Source organism: Enterobacter sp. MG-EB028, assembly GCF_056673305.1.
Map to the genome: position 1 here is coordinate 3,418,441 of NZ_CP195079.1, position 15,997 is coordinate 3,434,437.

Annotated in this window: 12 protein-coding genes; all 12 read right to left on the minus strand. The window is 57.1% G+C overall.

Annotation, left to right across the window (positions count from 1 at the left end):
- Positions 1–19 precede the first annotated feature (19 nt).
- Entirely contained in the window at positions 20–2,461 is a 2,442-nt protein-coding gene (locus ACR42C_RS16160) for a T6SS phospholipase effector Tle1-like catalytic domain-containing protein (RefSeq protein WP_479984331.1), read from the minus strand.
- Positions 2,449–2,979, minus strand: a complete 531-nt coding sequence (gene tli1, locus ACR42C_RS16165) for a T6SS immunity phospholipase A1-binding lipoprotein Tli1-KP (RefSeq protein WP_479984332.1) — start codon at positions 2,977–2,979, stop codon at positions 2,449–2,451. The genes ACR42C_RS16160 and tli1 (ACR42C_RS16165) overlap by 13 nt, the downstream gene beginning before the upstream one ends.
- Before the next feature lie 68 nt (positions 2,980–3,047).
- A complete protein-coding gene (tli1a, locus tag ACR42C_RS16170; protein ID WP_479984333.1) occupies positions 3,048–3,578 on the minus strand; it encodes a Tli1a family immunity protein in 531 nt (176 codons plus the stop codon).
- Positions 3,579–3,646: 68 nt separating this feature from the next.
- The gene (gene tli1 / locus ACR42C_RS16175; RefSeq protein ID WP_479984334.1) at positions 3,647–4,177 is read right to left on the minus strand and encodes a T6SS immunity phospholipase A1-binding lipoprotein Tli1-KP; all 531 of its coding nucleotides are present in this window, start codon (positions 4,175–4,177) and stop codon (positions 3,647–3,649) included.
- A gap of 72 nt (positions 4,178–4,249) precedes the next feature.
- Positions 4,250–5,014 (minus strand): toxin Tle1 chaperone Tla1, encoded by a 765-nt coding sequence (tla1, locus tag ACR42C_RS16180; protein ID WP_479984335.1) that lies wholly within the window; start codon positions 5,012–5,014, stop codon positions 4,250–4,252.
- Complete coding sequence (locus ACR42C_RS16185; protein ID WP_479984336.1) at positions 5,015–7,393, minus strand: type VI secretion system Vgr family protein; 2,379 nt, start codon at positions 7,391–7,393, stop codon at positions 5,015–5,017.
- Positions 7,390–10,044 (minus strand): type VI secretion system ATPase TssH, encoded by a 2,655-nt coding sequence (gene tssH / locus ACR42C_RS16190; protein WP_479984337.1) that lies wholly within the window; start codon positions 10,042–10,044, stop codon positions 7,390–7,392. The genes ACR42C_RS16185 and tssH overlap by 4 nt, the downstream gene beginning before the upstream one ends.
- Before the next feature lie 158 nt (positions 10,045–10,202).
- Positions 10,203–10,694, minus strand: coding sequence for a type VI secretion system effector Hcp (hcp, locus tag ACR42C_RS16195; protein WP_024558534.1), 492 nt, complete (start codon positions 10,692–10,694; stop codon positions 10,203–10,205).
- Positions 10,695–10,698: 4 nt separating this feature from the next.
- Positions 10,699–12,411: an OmpA family protein gene (locus tag ACR42C_RS16200; RefSeq protein WP_320720037.1), complete on the minus strand. Its 1,713-nt coding sequence runs from the start codon at positions 12,409–12,411 to the stop codon at positions 10,699–10,701.
- Positions 12,408–13,097 (minus strand): type VI secretion system protein TssL, short form, encoded by a 690-nt coding sequence (gene tssL, locus ACR42C_RS16205; protein WP_316380584.1) that lies wholly within the window; start codon positions 13,095–13,097, stop codon positions 12,408–12,410. The genes ACR42C_RS16200 and tssL overlap by 4 nt, the downstream gene beginning before the upstream one ends.
- A complete protein-coding gene (gene tssK / locus ACR42C_RS16210; protein ID WP_479984338.1) occupies positions 13,094–14,434 on the minus strand; it encodes a type VI secretion system baseplate subunit TssK in 1,341 nt (446 codons plus the stop codon). Before tssK ends, tssL begins: the two co-directional genes overlap by 4 nt.
- Before the next feature lie 17 nt (positions 14,435–14,451).
- Positions 14,452–15,996: a type VI secretion system contractile sheath large subunit gene (gene tssC, locus ACR42C_RS16215; protein WP_116338464.1), complete on the minus strand. Its 1,545-nt coding sequence runs from the start codon at positions 15,994–15,996 to the stop codon at positions 14,452–14,454.
- Position 15,997: the final 1 nt, after the last annotated feature.

Below are 15,997 nucleotides of genomic sequence, written 5' to 3' on the forward strand. Positions count from 1 at the left end.
CGGCTCTCCTTACTTAGTTTTATCCAGTCGCCGTCAGGACATCCTCAAGCCAGCTGGCCGGGATCGCTGCCTGCGCCCGCGCCAGCTGTTGTTCAGCCACCAGCGCTTTTCGCTGTGTAACCACCACACCCGGCTCCCGGGTAAATGCCCGCAGCTGTTCTCCGCCCGGCAGTTCCGGCACGGGTTCACGGGTGATCCTGTCCAGCACCTCAACCTGCAGCGATCGTACGGCGCCTGTCGCGGCCAGCCCCGCCAGCTTTCCGGTCAGAGTCTTTTGTCTGAAGCTCAGCACAACACCCGTGGTCAGGGTGGCAAACCCGATAAGGTCCCCGGCGATCACCAGCGGCGACAGGGACTTATTACATTTGTCGCTGAAATAAATCATCCGGTAGCGGAAGTAGCCGCCCCACATCTCGCGCGTACCCAGCGCAGCGTGCATAAACCAGGCACGCGAGTCGTGCACCTGGTCGTCGAATAACGCCCTGACCAGCCCTGCAGGCTGTTCCGCATTACTGGCCTCACCGGCGGCAGGGAAAAGGATGGCCACCCGCGCGTCTCCGTCAGCCTTTATTCGCCGGTATTCCTGGGGTTCATCATCGGTATTGAGAACGAAAATCATCGGCTGCAGCACGGTATCCAGCACCGCCTGCGCCAGGTTCTCCGGGATACGGTAGCCGTCGTGGTAATCCTTACCGAACTCCTTCGCCGCTTCAAACAGCTGGGTCTGCGCCATATCCGGGTCAAAATCCTTGATGCCCGGCCAGAGCACAAGCTCATCCATCTTGTCGGCTGACTGTTTTGCTATCTGGTCCTGACGAGTTTTAAGCACCTCTTGCTGTTTCTCATCCCGTGCTTCTTCTGCCGCCTTGCGCGCGGCAGGCAGCGCTTCGGTATTCGTGGCGCGCTGGTAGAATGGCGTTTTCAGCATCGAACCTCTGGCATAGCGTTCGATACGCCAGGCGGTGATCCACGCAATCTGGTTTTCAACGACGGTTTCCAGACTGCCGCTGGCACGCGGTGGTTCGTATTGGGAGGCCTCTTCGGGCATGATTTTTTCTGGCGTGGTCAGATTCAGGGTAAGTTCGCGCCAGGCGTTGAACCTTGATATCAATTCTGGTGCGACGACAAAATCTCTAACTTGCTCAGCATCAAGAGCACGCCAACTGTCCTTTGCTAAACTTTCCGGTAAACTAGATTTATTGACTTTAAGTGGTGCGCCAGAAGAAAAAGCGCTTGAATACAGGTCATGCAACACTATTTGCGACAGCAAATAGCCATCATGTTCAGCATTCGCCTTCCCCTGATCCCCCGGCGGATAACCGCCTCCCAGATCCGAGTGCATCCCCGGGTAAACCACCTCAGTGGCATAGGACGGGTATTTACCGTCCCCCCGGCGCACCGAGTCCAGCGGAAAGCAGAGACGCTGCTCATGCCCGGACACCAGATGCACGCATTTTTTTATCAGACCGCCATAGGTTTTATCGTCCGGCAGCTCCATCGTACCGTCAGCCCAGGACATATGCCCCTCAGCAATCGGCACCACGTGCGCTATCCCAACGGAGGCCACGGTATCCAGCAGCCCGAGAAATTCCACGCTGATAGGCAACTGCATCTCGCCAATCTGCAGGCACTGCGGGGGTTTTTCGCCCTCAGCCTCTGGTGGGGGAAGCAGCTCGCTCAGCCAGCGTACAAACGTACGCGCAGCGGCAGCACCGCGGGAAAACCCGTAAACATACAGTTTGATGCCTAACACCTTAGGCTTACCCGGTTCTGGCTGCGTGAGCAGTGGTTTCAGCTGCGGGGCTAAATCATTCAGTAAACGACTGAACTCTTCATAACGGTTGTGGCTGCCGCCAAACCACAGCCGGTTCCAGCTGGTGCCCATTTTGCTAATGGACTGTCGGCTCTCTGCGGTGGTTAACCATTTTTCAGTAGCGGAAAATTTCAGTACATCAATAATGCGCAGCAGCGCCCAGTTAATACGCTCTTCACCCTTAGTTGCGCCCACCAGTCCCATGGTTGAATAGTCCGGGTCGTTCACTTCAGGGAACGGGGTGCCCACACCGGGCATGTAGAACTTAAAATATTTCCCATCACCGTCTTCAGCACCATCTAACAGTGTTGCCTGCCCGTCAGTCGGTACCCCGCCAGCCGTACCGGTTCCAATAGTGGCACGAAACAACCGCGCGATATTGGTCGGATGCTTCGGGTCAGACAGCAGCAGGTCATTGTTCAGGTTATTCCCCGTACCGTCGAAAAACAGGCTGATATGCAGCGTCTTGCAGCACGGCGGCTCCACGCGTCGTCCGGCCGCCAGACACAATTCCTGGCGGTAGAGCCGCTCGGCGCTGTTCTGCTGATGGCAGCTCTGCCCGACCTGCAGCGCCTGGGTTGGCAGGCGTCCCTGGGCCGGGAACGGCGGCGGCACCCAGGCTAAATCGGTTTCCTTTATCTCGGACATACTTTGGGCTCCTTCATCCTGAGGGGCACTTTTATCGGGTAATTGGCATTTCTCGGTGACCAGCAACTGGTCGTGACCTTCACGTCATCACAGGGCAAAAAGTGCACGGTGATACCGCAGACATCCTGGCCGTTATAGTCGGGAACCGGGACGGTTTTGCTGTGCTGACGATGACTGGCTTTGATTTTTTTTTCCCACTCCAGATACTTGTCCCATTTTTCGTATCCTGGGAAACCTTCTGTTGATGCTTCCCCACTTTCCCAGTCAATACGCACCGTCATACCCGGCGTCCACCGGGCGGGCACGCTGTAGCAGCACCCCCCACCGCCGCCCTGGAACGGGCCAATAATGTCGATACCCGACTGGTTATCGACACTGAAGTGGTTAATTGCCCATTTGGTGTGGTTGATGGCTTTAATGGTTCCGCCACCACCGCCTCCGGCCTGAGCGGCAGGCTGCGAGCAACCGGTTAACAGCAGCAGGCCCGCCAGCAGCGGGCTTAACAGTGAATGTTTCATCTGGCTTTCCTTACAGAGGCGGGACTAAAGAGAAAACGGCGGCGGTACCCAGGCTAAATCGGTTTCCGTTATTTTGGACATACTTTTGGCTCCTTCATCCTGATGGGCTCTTTTATCGGGTAGGACGGACTGCCGTAGGTGTAGCAACTGGTCGTCACCTTCACGTCATCACAGGGCAGAAAGTGCACGGTGATGCCGCAGACATCCTGGCCGTTATAGTCGGGAACCGGGACGGTTTTGCTGTGCAGCCGGTTCTGAGCTTTAATATTCCTTGCCCACTCTAAAAATTTCTTCTCATCTTCATATCCCGGGAAACCAGCGGAGGAACCCTGCCCGGTTTCCCAGTCAATACGCACCGTCATACCCGGCTTCCACCGGGCGGGCACACTGTAGCAGCAGCCGCCACCGCCGCCCTGGAACGGGCCAATAATGTCGATACCCGACTGGTTATCCACGCTGAAGTGGTTTATCGCCCATTTGGTGTGGTTGATGGCGTCAATGGTGCCACCACCACCGCCTCCAGCCTGGGCGGCAGGCTGAGAGCACCCAGTTAACAGCAGCAGGCCCGCCAGCAGCGAGCTTAATAATGAATGTTTCATCTGACTTTCCTTACAGAGGCGGGACTAAAGAGAAAACGGCGGCGGCACCCAGGCTAAATCGGTTTCCTTTATTTCGGACATACTTTGGGCTCCTTCATCCTGATGGGCTCTTTTATCGGGTAGGACGGACTGCCGTAGGTGTAGCAACTGGTCGTCACCTTCACGTCATCACAGGGCAGAAAGTGCACCGTGATGCCGTAGACATCCTGGCCGTTATAGTCGGGAACCGGGACGGTTTTGCTGTGCTGACGATTCTGAGCTCTCATTTTCTTAGCCCATGCTAGATATTTTGCTCGGTCCTGATAACCGGGAAATCCATCCATATCCCCCACCCCTGTTTCCCAGTCAATACGCACCGTCATACCCGGCGTCCAGCGGGCGGGCACGCTGTAGCAGCAGCCGCCACCGCCCCCCTGAAACGGGCCAATAATGTCGATACCCGACTGGTTATCCACGCTGAAGTGGTTTATCGCCCATTTGGTGTGGTTGATGGCGTCAATGGTGCCACCACCACCGCCTCCGGCCTGAGCAGCAGGCTGCGAGCAACCGGTTAACAGCAGCAGGCCCGCCAGCAGCGGGCTTAAGAATGGATGTTTCATCTGGCTTTCCTTGTTTGAAAAACATCTACAAAGGGAGGATGTGACGGCGGATAAAACGATTTCTTTTCACCATCAGTCCCTTACTTGTAAGGGAAGCCACTTTTTCATGACCCAGGCCTCGCGTGCTTCATCCAGAATAATGCCTTGGTTGGTTGCCTCCACCATGCCCTGGTAACAATCAGAAAAAAGTACCTGTTGTGATGCATACCTGCCCGCTGGCGGCGCACGGTGCGACAGAAGGGTCACGACATCACATACACACATCAGATGCTCAAGCTGGCGATCGCTGAGGTCGATTTTGTTAGGTTTTTCGTCGCGGATCTGGGGCGTACCGCTACCTTTTATACCTCTGGCATTACCATCCATATCCTGCCATACCCAGAACAGCACAGGGCGCAACAAAGACTTTTGCTGTTCCTCACTGAGAACGTGTGTAAAAAGCACAGGGAAAATCCGCGTATCGTAAAACCGTAAAATTCCGCTCCGTCCCTCCTGGAGAATATCCATGCACTGTATGAGCCAGCCAGTCAGCGCAGAAAAAGACCAATGTGAACACAACAGCAGCAACGGAGCCTGAACGGCAACCTGCTGACTCATGTCCTTCAGCCACTGCAATTGCTGGAGGTCATCAAGGCTAATGCGTGCAACCAGCGGAGCATCATCGACGATAAACGCTTCCGGAAGCCCGTGATAAAGAGACTGCCACTCCACCGACAGTGCATTCAGCGCCGGAATAACGCTGAAATCCAGCCCAGCCTGATCAACGATAATATCAAGATAATCAGTTCCGGAAGTCCGGCAGGTAACAGCGACTTCTTCAATCCATTGCACAGTCATTTATGCCTCCCTGGGTACAAAACCCTGCGCCAGTTGCTGAGCTTTTTTAAGGCACTCTTTGCATACTGATGCTGGCAGTTCTGGCAGAGGAAAATCCTCGCTGGCGGGCCCCTGTAAATCGTGCAGGCCTTTAAGACTGATTAATCCCGGCCCGTGAATATGCACCTCTCCCTGTGGCGTAAGACGAATATAAGCCCCGCCACAGCCCAGAGTAATACCATTTTTAGCCGTCAACTGCAGGTGTCCCTGTGTTGACTGAACGGTGACATCTTTCAGGGAAGTCAGCGATAGCGCATCACTATGTGACTCGATCTCCAGTGAACCTTTGGCGGATACCAGCCGCATTCCTTCCTGTTGGGCCAGCAGTGAGACCGCCTGGCTCGCGTTCACCGAATAACACTCTGCTGCGGTAATATTGACTTCCCCCAGGCTCTGCAGGTACAACCCTTTCCCGCTGTACATCAGGGCTGTTTCCGGCGTAACGGCGGCAATACCTTTCGGTGAAGACAGCAGCAGCGCAGGCTCTTTACACTCACTGGCACCTGAAACCAATACTTTTAATGGCTCAGGGTCAGGCGTAATATTGTGGTGAGTCTGCGTAATAGTTCCCCATCCAGTTACCTGATTCAGCGCCCCTTTAAGCAGACTAATGGCTGGCTGCATGCCCAGCATCGGCCCCTGCGCCTTTGTCTGCCCATCAGTACTGATAAATATCCCTTTCTGCGCCCGGATGGCGCCCCAGCTGTCCGTCCTGAGCTCAAACCCCTCACCACGCTGCTGTTTTTCGCTGTCGACCAGGTGACCCAGATTCAGCTGGCTCTTGCCGCCGTACTCCGTGCTGACCTTGATATGCTCTTTCCCGCGCTCGTCATCGAGGCGGATTTTGTTGTTCGCCGGCGTGCGCAGGACGTTGCGTTTGTAGTTGCGGATGGTGACGTGGTCGCCATGGGCCGAATCGTGCAGCACGCCTGAGATGTACGGCCGGTCCGGGTTGCCGTCCTCAAAGCCAATCGCCACCTCGGTGCCCGCCAGCAGCGGCAGGTGCAGGCCGTAGGTGTCCCCGGCATAGGGGCGTGACTGGCGGACCCACAGGCTCTCGAACCCCGTATCCCAGCTGTCCCGGTCGAACAGCATGCTGACGCGGTAGCGGCCGTCCTTATCAATATGGCCGTAGGTGTCATTCTCGGTGGTACTGGTGACGCGGGCCGGCAGCGTCCCGGCCATCACCGGGCGAGCCCCCGGCTCGGGGCGGAAGCTGAAATCCGGGCTGTCCGGTATGCCGTCAAAACGAAGGCTAAAATCTTCATCCCGCCGCGCGTGGGTCTGCATCGCCGTGATGACCACGCCATGCGCAAACACCTCCGCCACTTCATACCCGCCGGTGACTTTCAGCAGCATTCCCGGACAGAGCGCCGGGCTACTGGTGAAGGCCCGGGTCTGCGTCTGGCCGTTCAGGTAGCGCTCATGCCGGATGCGGGCATAAAACGCACCGGACTCGGGCGCCGGATGACGCTCATACGCGCTGCCCGGCGTCAGATAATTGTCGGCATAGTGGTACGCTTCCCCGTACGTGGTCGCATCCCCCCGGGTGACGTCAACCAGCGTATTCATATCCTCCGTGGCCTGACGGTAGTTGTAGTCCCGGGTGCTGACCTGCTTCTGCACCACGCTGTGATGACATTCCATCCCCCACACCGAGTCCACACCCTGCGAATGCTGGCCTGACGGCGGCACCGACGGCAGGGTCAGGCCTTTCTCGTACCCCTGCTGACCGTCGTAGAACTCCACCACGTCGATGTTCAGCCGCGTGTCGGTGGTGAAGCGGAACCAGATGCCGACCTCACCCAGCAGGCGGGTAATGAAGTGCAGGTCGTCCTCGCCGTACTGCATCACCTGCTCGCGGCGCGGGTACTCTTTCGTGAGCGAGAACAGAAAATCCTGGCCGCGCATGCCGTGACGCTCGCGGAGGATTTTTTCCACGATTTGCGGGACCGACATATCCTGGTAAATAGCATTCTGGTGCGAACGGTCGAGCAGCGCCAGGCGCGGCCGGAGCGTCAGGGCGTAATGCGTTTCATCTTTTGAGGTGCCAAGGCGTTCAAAACCGGTCACCATTCCCTGAATCACCCGCAGCGGCTGCTGGATTTTGATGCCGTAACCCTGGTCAACCGGGGCCTGCAGCGTCAGCGAGCCGGGCTTCATCAGCATCATCTCTTTGCTGATGCCGTGGTTGCGGCTGGTGAACTCAATACGGTAGCTGAACGGTCTGCTCAGGGCTTCGTCGCCTGAAAAGGCCAGCACGTCGGGTTCGGCGTCACACCCCTTCACCACGAGCTGGTGATGGTTGTGGCTGTATCTGAGCGGGGGGTTAGTACTCATGCGTTGCCTCCCTGATTCCAGTCAAACTCAAGGCCGATCCCTTCTTCATCTTCCCAGCCAAGGCGTAACGAGTGCGGCTTCTGTTTTGCGGCCATGCAGCTCAGCAGCTGCTGGCTCAGCACCGGCAGAATCTGTTGATTCAGCAGGCTATCAACGTTGCGTGCGCCGTTGTCCGGAAGCAGGCAGGCTGAGGTCAGGGCGTCATACAGGCTCTCATCAATCTGCGTGGCCAGGCCGTAGTGACGATGCAAGCGCTTGCTGACCTGTGACAGTTTCATTTCCACGATGGTACGCATGGCAGCTTCAGCCAGCGGACGGTAAATCACCGTCTGGAAGCGGGCGAGCAACGCAGGCTGAAAATGATCGCGCAGGATCGGACGCAGCAGTTCGTGCAGGTCTGCTTCGGTGGCTTCCGGTTTTTCATCCAGCAGCTGCATCAGATGGTCGCTGCCGAGGTTGGAGGTCATCAGGATGACGGTGTTGCGAAAGTCAATCTCACGCCCTTCGCCGTCGCGCATAAAGCCCCGGTCAAATACCTGATAAAACAGGTTCATCACGTCGCGGTGCGCTTTTTCCACCTCATCAAGCAGCACCACGCTGTACGGACGTTTGCGCACCGCTTCGGTGAGGATACCGCCCTGGCCGTAGCCCACGTAGCCCGGCGGCGAGCCCTTCAGTTGGGAAACCGTGTGCGGCTCCTGGTACTCGGAGAGGTTGATGGTAATAAGCGACTTCTCACCGCCATACATGACATCGGCCAGCGCCAGCGCGGTTTCGGTTTTACCCACCCCGCTCGGCCCCACCAGCAGGAATACGCCCTGCGGGCCGTTCTCGGACGTGAGGCCGGTTTTTGCCGCACGCAGACGCTGAGCAATGGCTTCGAGCGCCACATCCTGCCCAACCACACGCTTACCGATTTCATTTTCGAGGGCCAGCAGCTCGGTCTGTTCATCCTTCATCAGTGATGACAACGGCACGCCTGTCCAGTCAGCAATCACGTTGGCAACGGTGCGCACGTCCACATCCAGGGAGAGTAGCGGGTTGCTGTGCTGCATCTCGTTAAGCTCCCGATGCAGCTGCTGAGTTTCGCTCTGACGTGAGATATCCTTACGGCTTTCGAGCAACTGACCGGTCAGCTTCAATTCCTGACCGTACTGGGTTTCCAGTTCGTCGAGCGTCACTATCTGGCGCACCTCTTCCTGCTCAATTTCGCTCAGACGCCCGGCATGACACTGATTGCCAATGGCGATATCTTCGAGCAGCGCCTGCTTCTCCATGTCGAGCGCAGAGATACTCGCGCGAAGGCGGGTTAGCTGTTCCGGTAAGGTGTCGAGACCCATACGGACGCGGGCGGCGGCGGTGTCCAGCAGATCGACCGCTTTATCAGGAAGCTGGCGTCCGGTCAGATAGCGGCGTGAAAGGGTAACTGCCGCACGAACCGCATCGTCGGTGATATGCACATTGTGGTGTTCGGCGTAGCGGGATTTAAGACCACGGAGCATCAGGCAGGCGGCGTCATCGTCTGGTTCATCCACTTTTATCATCTGGAAACGACGCTCCAGCGCGGCGTCGCGCTCGAAGTATTGTTTGTATTCAGACCAGGTGGTGGCCGCAATGGTACGCAGTTCGCCGCGCGCCAGCGCCGGTTTCAGCAGGTTGGCCGCATCAGCGCCTCCCGCCTGGTTGCCGGCGCCGATGATGGTGTGGGCTTCGTCGATAAACAGCAGAACCGGGGACGGTGACTGCTGCACCGCATCAATGACGTTTTTCAGCCGCTGTTCGAACTCGCCTTTCACGCCCGCCCCCGCCTGCAGCAGGCCCAGGTCAAGGGTACGTAAACTGACCGTTTTAAGGGATTCCGGTACATTACCCTCGGCGATACGCAACGCCAGTCCTTCAACCAGTGCGGTTTTCCCCACGCCCGGCTCACCGACCAGGATCGGGTTATTTTTGCGGCGACGGGAGAGGATATCGACCATCTGGCGGATTTCCGTATCGCGGCCGAACACCGGATCGATCTTCCCTTCCTTTGCCTTTGCGGTGACATCAAGGGTGAATTTGTCCAGCGCGTTCTGTAGCGCAGGGCTCAGTTCTCCCTCTTTCATTTCCACTCCAGCCGGACGCCCGACAAACTCCACCTCGCCACCGAGGCTCTGCGCCAGTTCAGCTTCATGCTGTATTACCAGACGCTCATCCGATTGCGCATCCAACAAAGGCCGCAGGCGCTCCAGTTGGCTTTGACCAAGCGTTAACAACGGCCAAAGGCCGTTACAGCGTGCCAGCTTCGGTTTTTCCACCAGGGCCATCAGCAGATGGACGCTGCGAATCTGCTCCTCTTCGTTGAGTGATGCGTGTAGCCAGGCCTGCTGCATCAGAGCCTGAATGTCGTCAGACAGCTGAGGCCGGTGGCGAACAGAACGAGGCTGTTTATCGAGCCAGCCGAGCAAATCCTGCCAGATGCTGTCCATATCCCATTCGTAGCGACGCGCCAGCACCGTCAGGTCACCTTCGCCCTGCTCCAGCAGCTTCAGCAGCCAGTGCTCCGGCAGAATTTCGGCATGCGCGCGGGTCTGGCAGAGCGAAGCTGCGCCTTCCATCGCTCGGGCACAGTAAGGGTTCAGACGACGTAACAGGATGGCTGGATTTTCCATGAGATTCTCTCTTTGTCGGTTCCTGGACACGCTACCGCCCCTCGCTGTTCACCAAAGCGCATAAGGTCAGGCAGGCAGATTGTTTTTTCTTTGCTGAATACCCGCATCTCAGGCACTCAGCAAAAAACTGCGGACAGGAAAACCTGCCCGCATCAGGATTACGCCGTGGCGCGTTCGTTCCAGGAATCGGAATGAATGATGTTGCCGTCTTTGTAGGTCCAGGTGATTTTTTCGTAACGCAGTTCAATGCGTTCAAGGTGGTTGTGCTTCTCTTTGGAAGGATCCTTGATGTCATACATTTCAGGATTCACTTTCACCACCTTCACGTTTTCCAGTTTGGTGTTGAAGTACTCCACTTCCTGGCCCGCATCGTTGATTTTGTACCACTTGAATTCAGCAGATTTCAGGGTCTGACCGGTGGTCACCGCCTTGTACAGATACGGGCTGGAGGAATCGATTTCTTTAGTGAACAGGAACGGCGTGTGGATACGCGTGCCGGTCAGCTTGCCGGTGTTGTTATCGGTTGGGATGTACAGGTTATGCTCCTGTGCGACCACTTCGATGCTGCCTTCGCGGTCCTGAACGTCTACAGACCCTTTGATGTCCGCGCCGCCGTCGTCTTTCAGCCAAAGATAAACAGGAATTGCCATGGAATTACTCTCCATTTAATTGTGATGCGCCATCATCCTGCGATGGCGCCGGGTGTTTGCCGGGTATCTGACAGGCGTTCGCCTGCGGTACCAGACTGATTTCGACACGACGGTTGAGCGCACGGCCTTCCGGAGTGTCATTGGTTGCGACAGGGCGACTTTCACCATAGCCCTGCACCGCAAAACAGCTTTCCGGCACGTCGCCGGTGTCACGCATCCAGTTGCGTACCGCCTCGGCACGTTTCAGAGATAACGTCTGGTTTAGCTGCGGATTGCCGGTGTTATCGGTATGGCCGGACACGACAATCAGCCAGCCCGGTTTTGCTTTAATACCTACCAGTGAATTCACCAGCATTTTGGTGGAGCCCGCTTTCAGCACGAACTTGCCGGAATCGAACAATGACATGCTGTCGAGGCGCACAATTTTCGGTACCGGTTTGGGCTTCGGCTGCGGTTTGGGTGGCGGAGGTGGCGGCACATACGAGCGGATCGCGTCCAGTACCGGCATCCGTAAATGTTCCCCCTGATAAAGCCCCAGCCCCAGCCGGGTCGGTACGCCGTTACGTGCATAGTCATCCAGCAGCGCCGCATCCTCGCGGAGGACCGCAACGGCGCGAGCCTTCGGACCGTAGTCATCCATGGAGAGGCTGTCGTAACGGGCAATATCGAAGCCCACGCGATGCAGCAACTGGCGATTGTTCCAGCCACTGCTGAGCAGCGCGGCGATGGCCGCCAGGGTGAAAAGACCAAGGGCACAGCGCCAGGTGCGGGCTCGTGGCGTGAGCCCGCGTCCCTCCGGCAGCAGCGGCAGGATGAAATCCGGGAAGGGTGAGAAAACCGTGCTGTCCGTCCCTACCGGCTGCCAGCCGCTCACCTGCTGCAAAGCGGTATGGCGCGACAACCACGCCGTCCAGGCCGATGAGGCGAGGCTTCCTGCAAGAATTGGCCCCATTCCCCACAGCACCGCTGCAGGTGCGATGGCAGGAACATCAGGGTTTTCGTCCATAAATACCGCCTGGACATGCTGATGGAACCAGCTCGTCAGGCTGTTCATCAGCACCTGCTGCTGCATCGCAGGCGCACCGCCGGTATTGACCCACGCTGCGATAGAACAAGGCGCGTTCGACTCACGCCAGACGGTCCTTCCTTCACCCGGAAGAGCGGCCTGCCAGAGCATGTCAGCCGACATCTCACTACCAATCTGACCATTCAGAATCAGTGGTACAGAATGTCCGATTTCTTTGCGTAATTGGCTAATTTGCCAGCGCAAAGCCAGCAGTCGGCTGGTAAGCCCCTCGCTGTCAGCATGCTTTTGCGGGCAGACACAGACCATCACCGACAGCTGACGCCCCCAGTCCGGGCGCTGCTGCAGTACCTGACGGGCAACCTGTTCCAGATCCTGATGGCCCTCAACGCGGATCCAGCATCCCTGCGTGACGGTCAGTACCGGTGACTGTTGCATACATGCCAGCGGCAGATCGCCACAGACCAGCACCACGGGTTGACGGTAAGTGGCTTCCGGAAGGTCATCCAGATGCAGGGTGGCGTTGTGCTCAGCACGAGGTCTGGCGATATACCAGAACGCGATGATAAGCCCGAACATTGCCATTAGAACGAGCACTGAAACCAGCCGGGATACCGGCAGGAAACCAAGACAGACCGCAGCACTCAGCAGGGCAGCCCACAATGCCAGTCCACGCTGTTGTGCAGGACTCATTTTATGGCTCCCGGCAACAGGGACAGCAGCATCTGATCGAGCCAGCGATCCAGCCCCCACCAGAGCGCGGCGAGAACAACCACGCACAGGGCAATACGCACGGGCCATGATCCCAGCCATCCCCCCATTCCTCGCCCGGCGCGGCTCTCTGCCAGCACAGGGTGATTTTGTGGGCAGCTGAACGGCGTAACATGTTCACTGAGTGCGCTGACCAGCTTCTGGCGTTCCGGGTCGTTTAGCGCACGAAAATTGCCCAGAAAACCGAGCATCATTACCCGCTGGAAGCAGGTCAGTACGGCATTGTCCGGTGCTGGATCACGCAGCACATCGCGCATCCTGTCACACAGGGTGTCACCGGCATCCATCGTGCCGAGAAAATGCCCCTGCAGCGGTATGTCATACCACTGAACACAGGCATCATCCTCCACACCGCGACCTTTGACCGCCTCATCAAGCAATGCACATTGTGCAGTGAGGATATGCTCACAGCTGGTCTCATCCAGCTCGCTCGCTTTCAGTTCACGCTGAACTCGCTCCACATCAGCGATACAGCGTTCCCATAAGAGCCGACCTTCACCTTCCTGAAACTGCGGGCCATGGCGGAGGCTAATGACCTGAAGCCAGGTGTTCTGCAGCAAAGCATCAATATCAACAGACACGGCGGTGCCGCGTTTACGCTCACTCATGTTCTCAGCACCGCGAAGAGTTCAAGTTCTGGCTCGCCAAGCATGCCCGGGACGTAAAACATGCATGTCCCACTCTGGAGCATGTCCGCTGCAAGAGGATGGGAGAGATCGAGACTGAAATACTGATTTTCCAGGCGCAGTGGAATGGCGGCTGGCACATGGCGCAGCGGCGTCAACGGCACGCCCACGCGGGAAGAGTTGACGATCCCACGCACATGGTCAGGACTGCCCACCTTACACTGGCGCGGAAACTGTTCCTGCAGTTGCGCCACCGGGATCGGTGAACGCACAGAAAGATAGTAATCAGCCCCTTCGCGCAGTCGTGGATCATGCAGCCGAGCCTGCCAGAAGTGCAGTCGCGGATCATAATCAAGTGCCAAAGACACCACGCGGGACGGCAGGCTGGCCTCAAGCAAATCGCCAAGCAAATCAAACAGCGGCGGAAACACCGCGTTCAGTTGCTCATGATGCCAGACCGGTATGGCGTTCACCTGATGCTCCAGAGAGAAGGTCAGCAGGCTCCCCGCCAGGCGAGAAAGTTCCGGATACAGACGTTCCGGCGGACTTTGCGGGTTACGCTGGAACTGGCCAAGCACGGGCTCAGCGCTGTTTAGCGCGTTGAGCAGCCAGAACAGCGATACATCTGCCACGGCAAAGTCCGCCATACGCTCATTGCTTTCACGCCGCATTGCCATCAGACGGCTCAGGCGCGCCCGCAGCTGGGTCATCAATTGTTCAAGCTGGGTAACCAGCCAGCGGCTGCCCTGCAGGGTCAACAGCGGGGGGAGAAACGTCTCATCGAGTTGCCATATACCCTGCGAATCTTGCTGCAATCGGGCGATCGGGCAGGTCAGGTAGTCACTGTTGTTCTGGTGGGCAAAACGCAAAGTCAGTTCCGGCTGCATCACCGCAATCTGGCGTGTATCTTCCCCAAAAGTATTGCGCACATCCCGCCAGCGCTGGCGATATCTCACCGGGCGCTCGGCCACTTCATCGGGTTTCAGGCAGTTGCCGCCGTTTGCCCGCAGCAGCGGAAGAGCCAGCACGACCGTCACCGCCTGCGATTCGCTTTCAAGCGACAGCACCGGCGGCAAAGCATCAGCATTGTCTGTATCAATCAGCGTACCGTCCTGAAAACGGACATGCAGATGACGGGCCTGCAGACGTCCAAGCCTGAGAGATTCCGGTTCGAAAGTGGCGTCAATGACCCCCCACGGCGAGGTAAGCCCCAGCCGGGCAATACATTCGGCAGACCAGGCCGCATACGCGGCCTGTTGCTGAAAGTGCTGGGGAGAGACCATTATGCCTCTGCCCCATAACGGTTGTTCCGTTTTCATCGGCTTCCTGCCCGTTTTTACGATTTCGCTTTCGGCATCTGGGAAACCAGCGACAGGTTCACGTCCATGCCTTCTACCTGGAAGTGTGGAATAGCGTACAATTTCACGCGGAAGAAGCCTGGGTTGTCCTCAATATCTTCCACCACCACTTTCGCATCACGCAGTGGATGAGACGCCTGCAGTTCGTCGCCCGGGTCGGTCATTTCGGTCACCAGGCTGCGGACCCAGGTATTCAGCTCCAGCTCCAGCAGTCGGCGATCCTTGGTAGTACCGATGTTTTCACGCTGAATCAGCTTCAGGTAGTGAGCGATACGCGACAGCAGGAAGATGTACGGAAGACGGGCGTTGATGCGGCTGTTCGCCGTTGCATCTGCGGTGTCATACAGTGCCGGTTTCTGCGTGGAGTTAGCCGAGAAGAAGCAGGCGTAGTCGCGGTTTTTGTAGTAGGACAAAGGAATGAAGCCCAGATTCGCGAATTCGAATTCACGGGTTTCCGGGATCATCACCTCGCTTGGGATTTTCACCTGATTGCCGGTACCGAGATCGTACAGATGGATCGGCAGGTCCTGAACCGCACCGCCAGCCTGTGGCCCACGAATCTGTACACACCAGCCATTATTGATAAAGCTGCGCACCATGTTGGACGCGAAGGCAAACGATGCGTTGGTCCACAGATATTTGTCGTGATCCGGACCTTTGACCTCTTCGACATAATTGAAGCTGCGAACCGGAACGGTATCCGGACCATATGGTAAGCGTCCTAGTACGCGCGGCATCACCAGGCCGATGTAGCGGGCATCGTCAGTATCGCGGAACGATTTCCACTTGATGTACTCCGCGCGGTCAAAATAGTTACCAATATCTTTAATCGCCGCGACGTCTTCCATGGACTCCTTGAGGAAGAATTTCGGGCCTGCCGAGCCGATAAACGGCATATGTGCCGCAGCAGAGACCTTGGAAATGTTGCGCAGGAGAGCGACATCCTGCGCTGAAGCGTCGAACTCGTAAGCGGAAATCAGCGCCGCAATGGGCTCGCCGCCCGGGGTGTCATATTCGTCTATGTAGGTGTGTTTATACAGACCACTCTGGATGACTTCTGGACAGTCTTCAAAGTCCTGACGCAGGTCTTCTTTAGACATGCTCAGCAACTCAATTTTCACGTTCTGGCGAAAATCAGTTTTATCCACCAGCGACTTCACACCGCGCCACAGGCTTTCAACCGCCTGAAACTCATCATGGTGCATGACAGCGTCCAGCTGGCGGCTGATCTGATAATCGAGCTCAGCGATATGATGATCAATCAGGCTCTTATCCAGTTTTTCGACCTTCGAGCCTGCTTTGGTCAGACATTCCAGAAAGACCTGCATACCTGCAGTCAGACGCTCATCCGCGGTCGCATCTGACATCGCCTGGGCATCTTGCCAGATATCCAGCGCGCTCAGCTCAGAGACAGGGCTCAGATTGATTTTCTCAAACAGGGAAGCGTAAACCCCACCCGCAACAGGACGTTCCAGCACCACGCTTTCACCGCCAGCAATATTATTTTGTACAGACATGAGCATT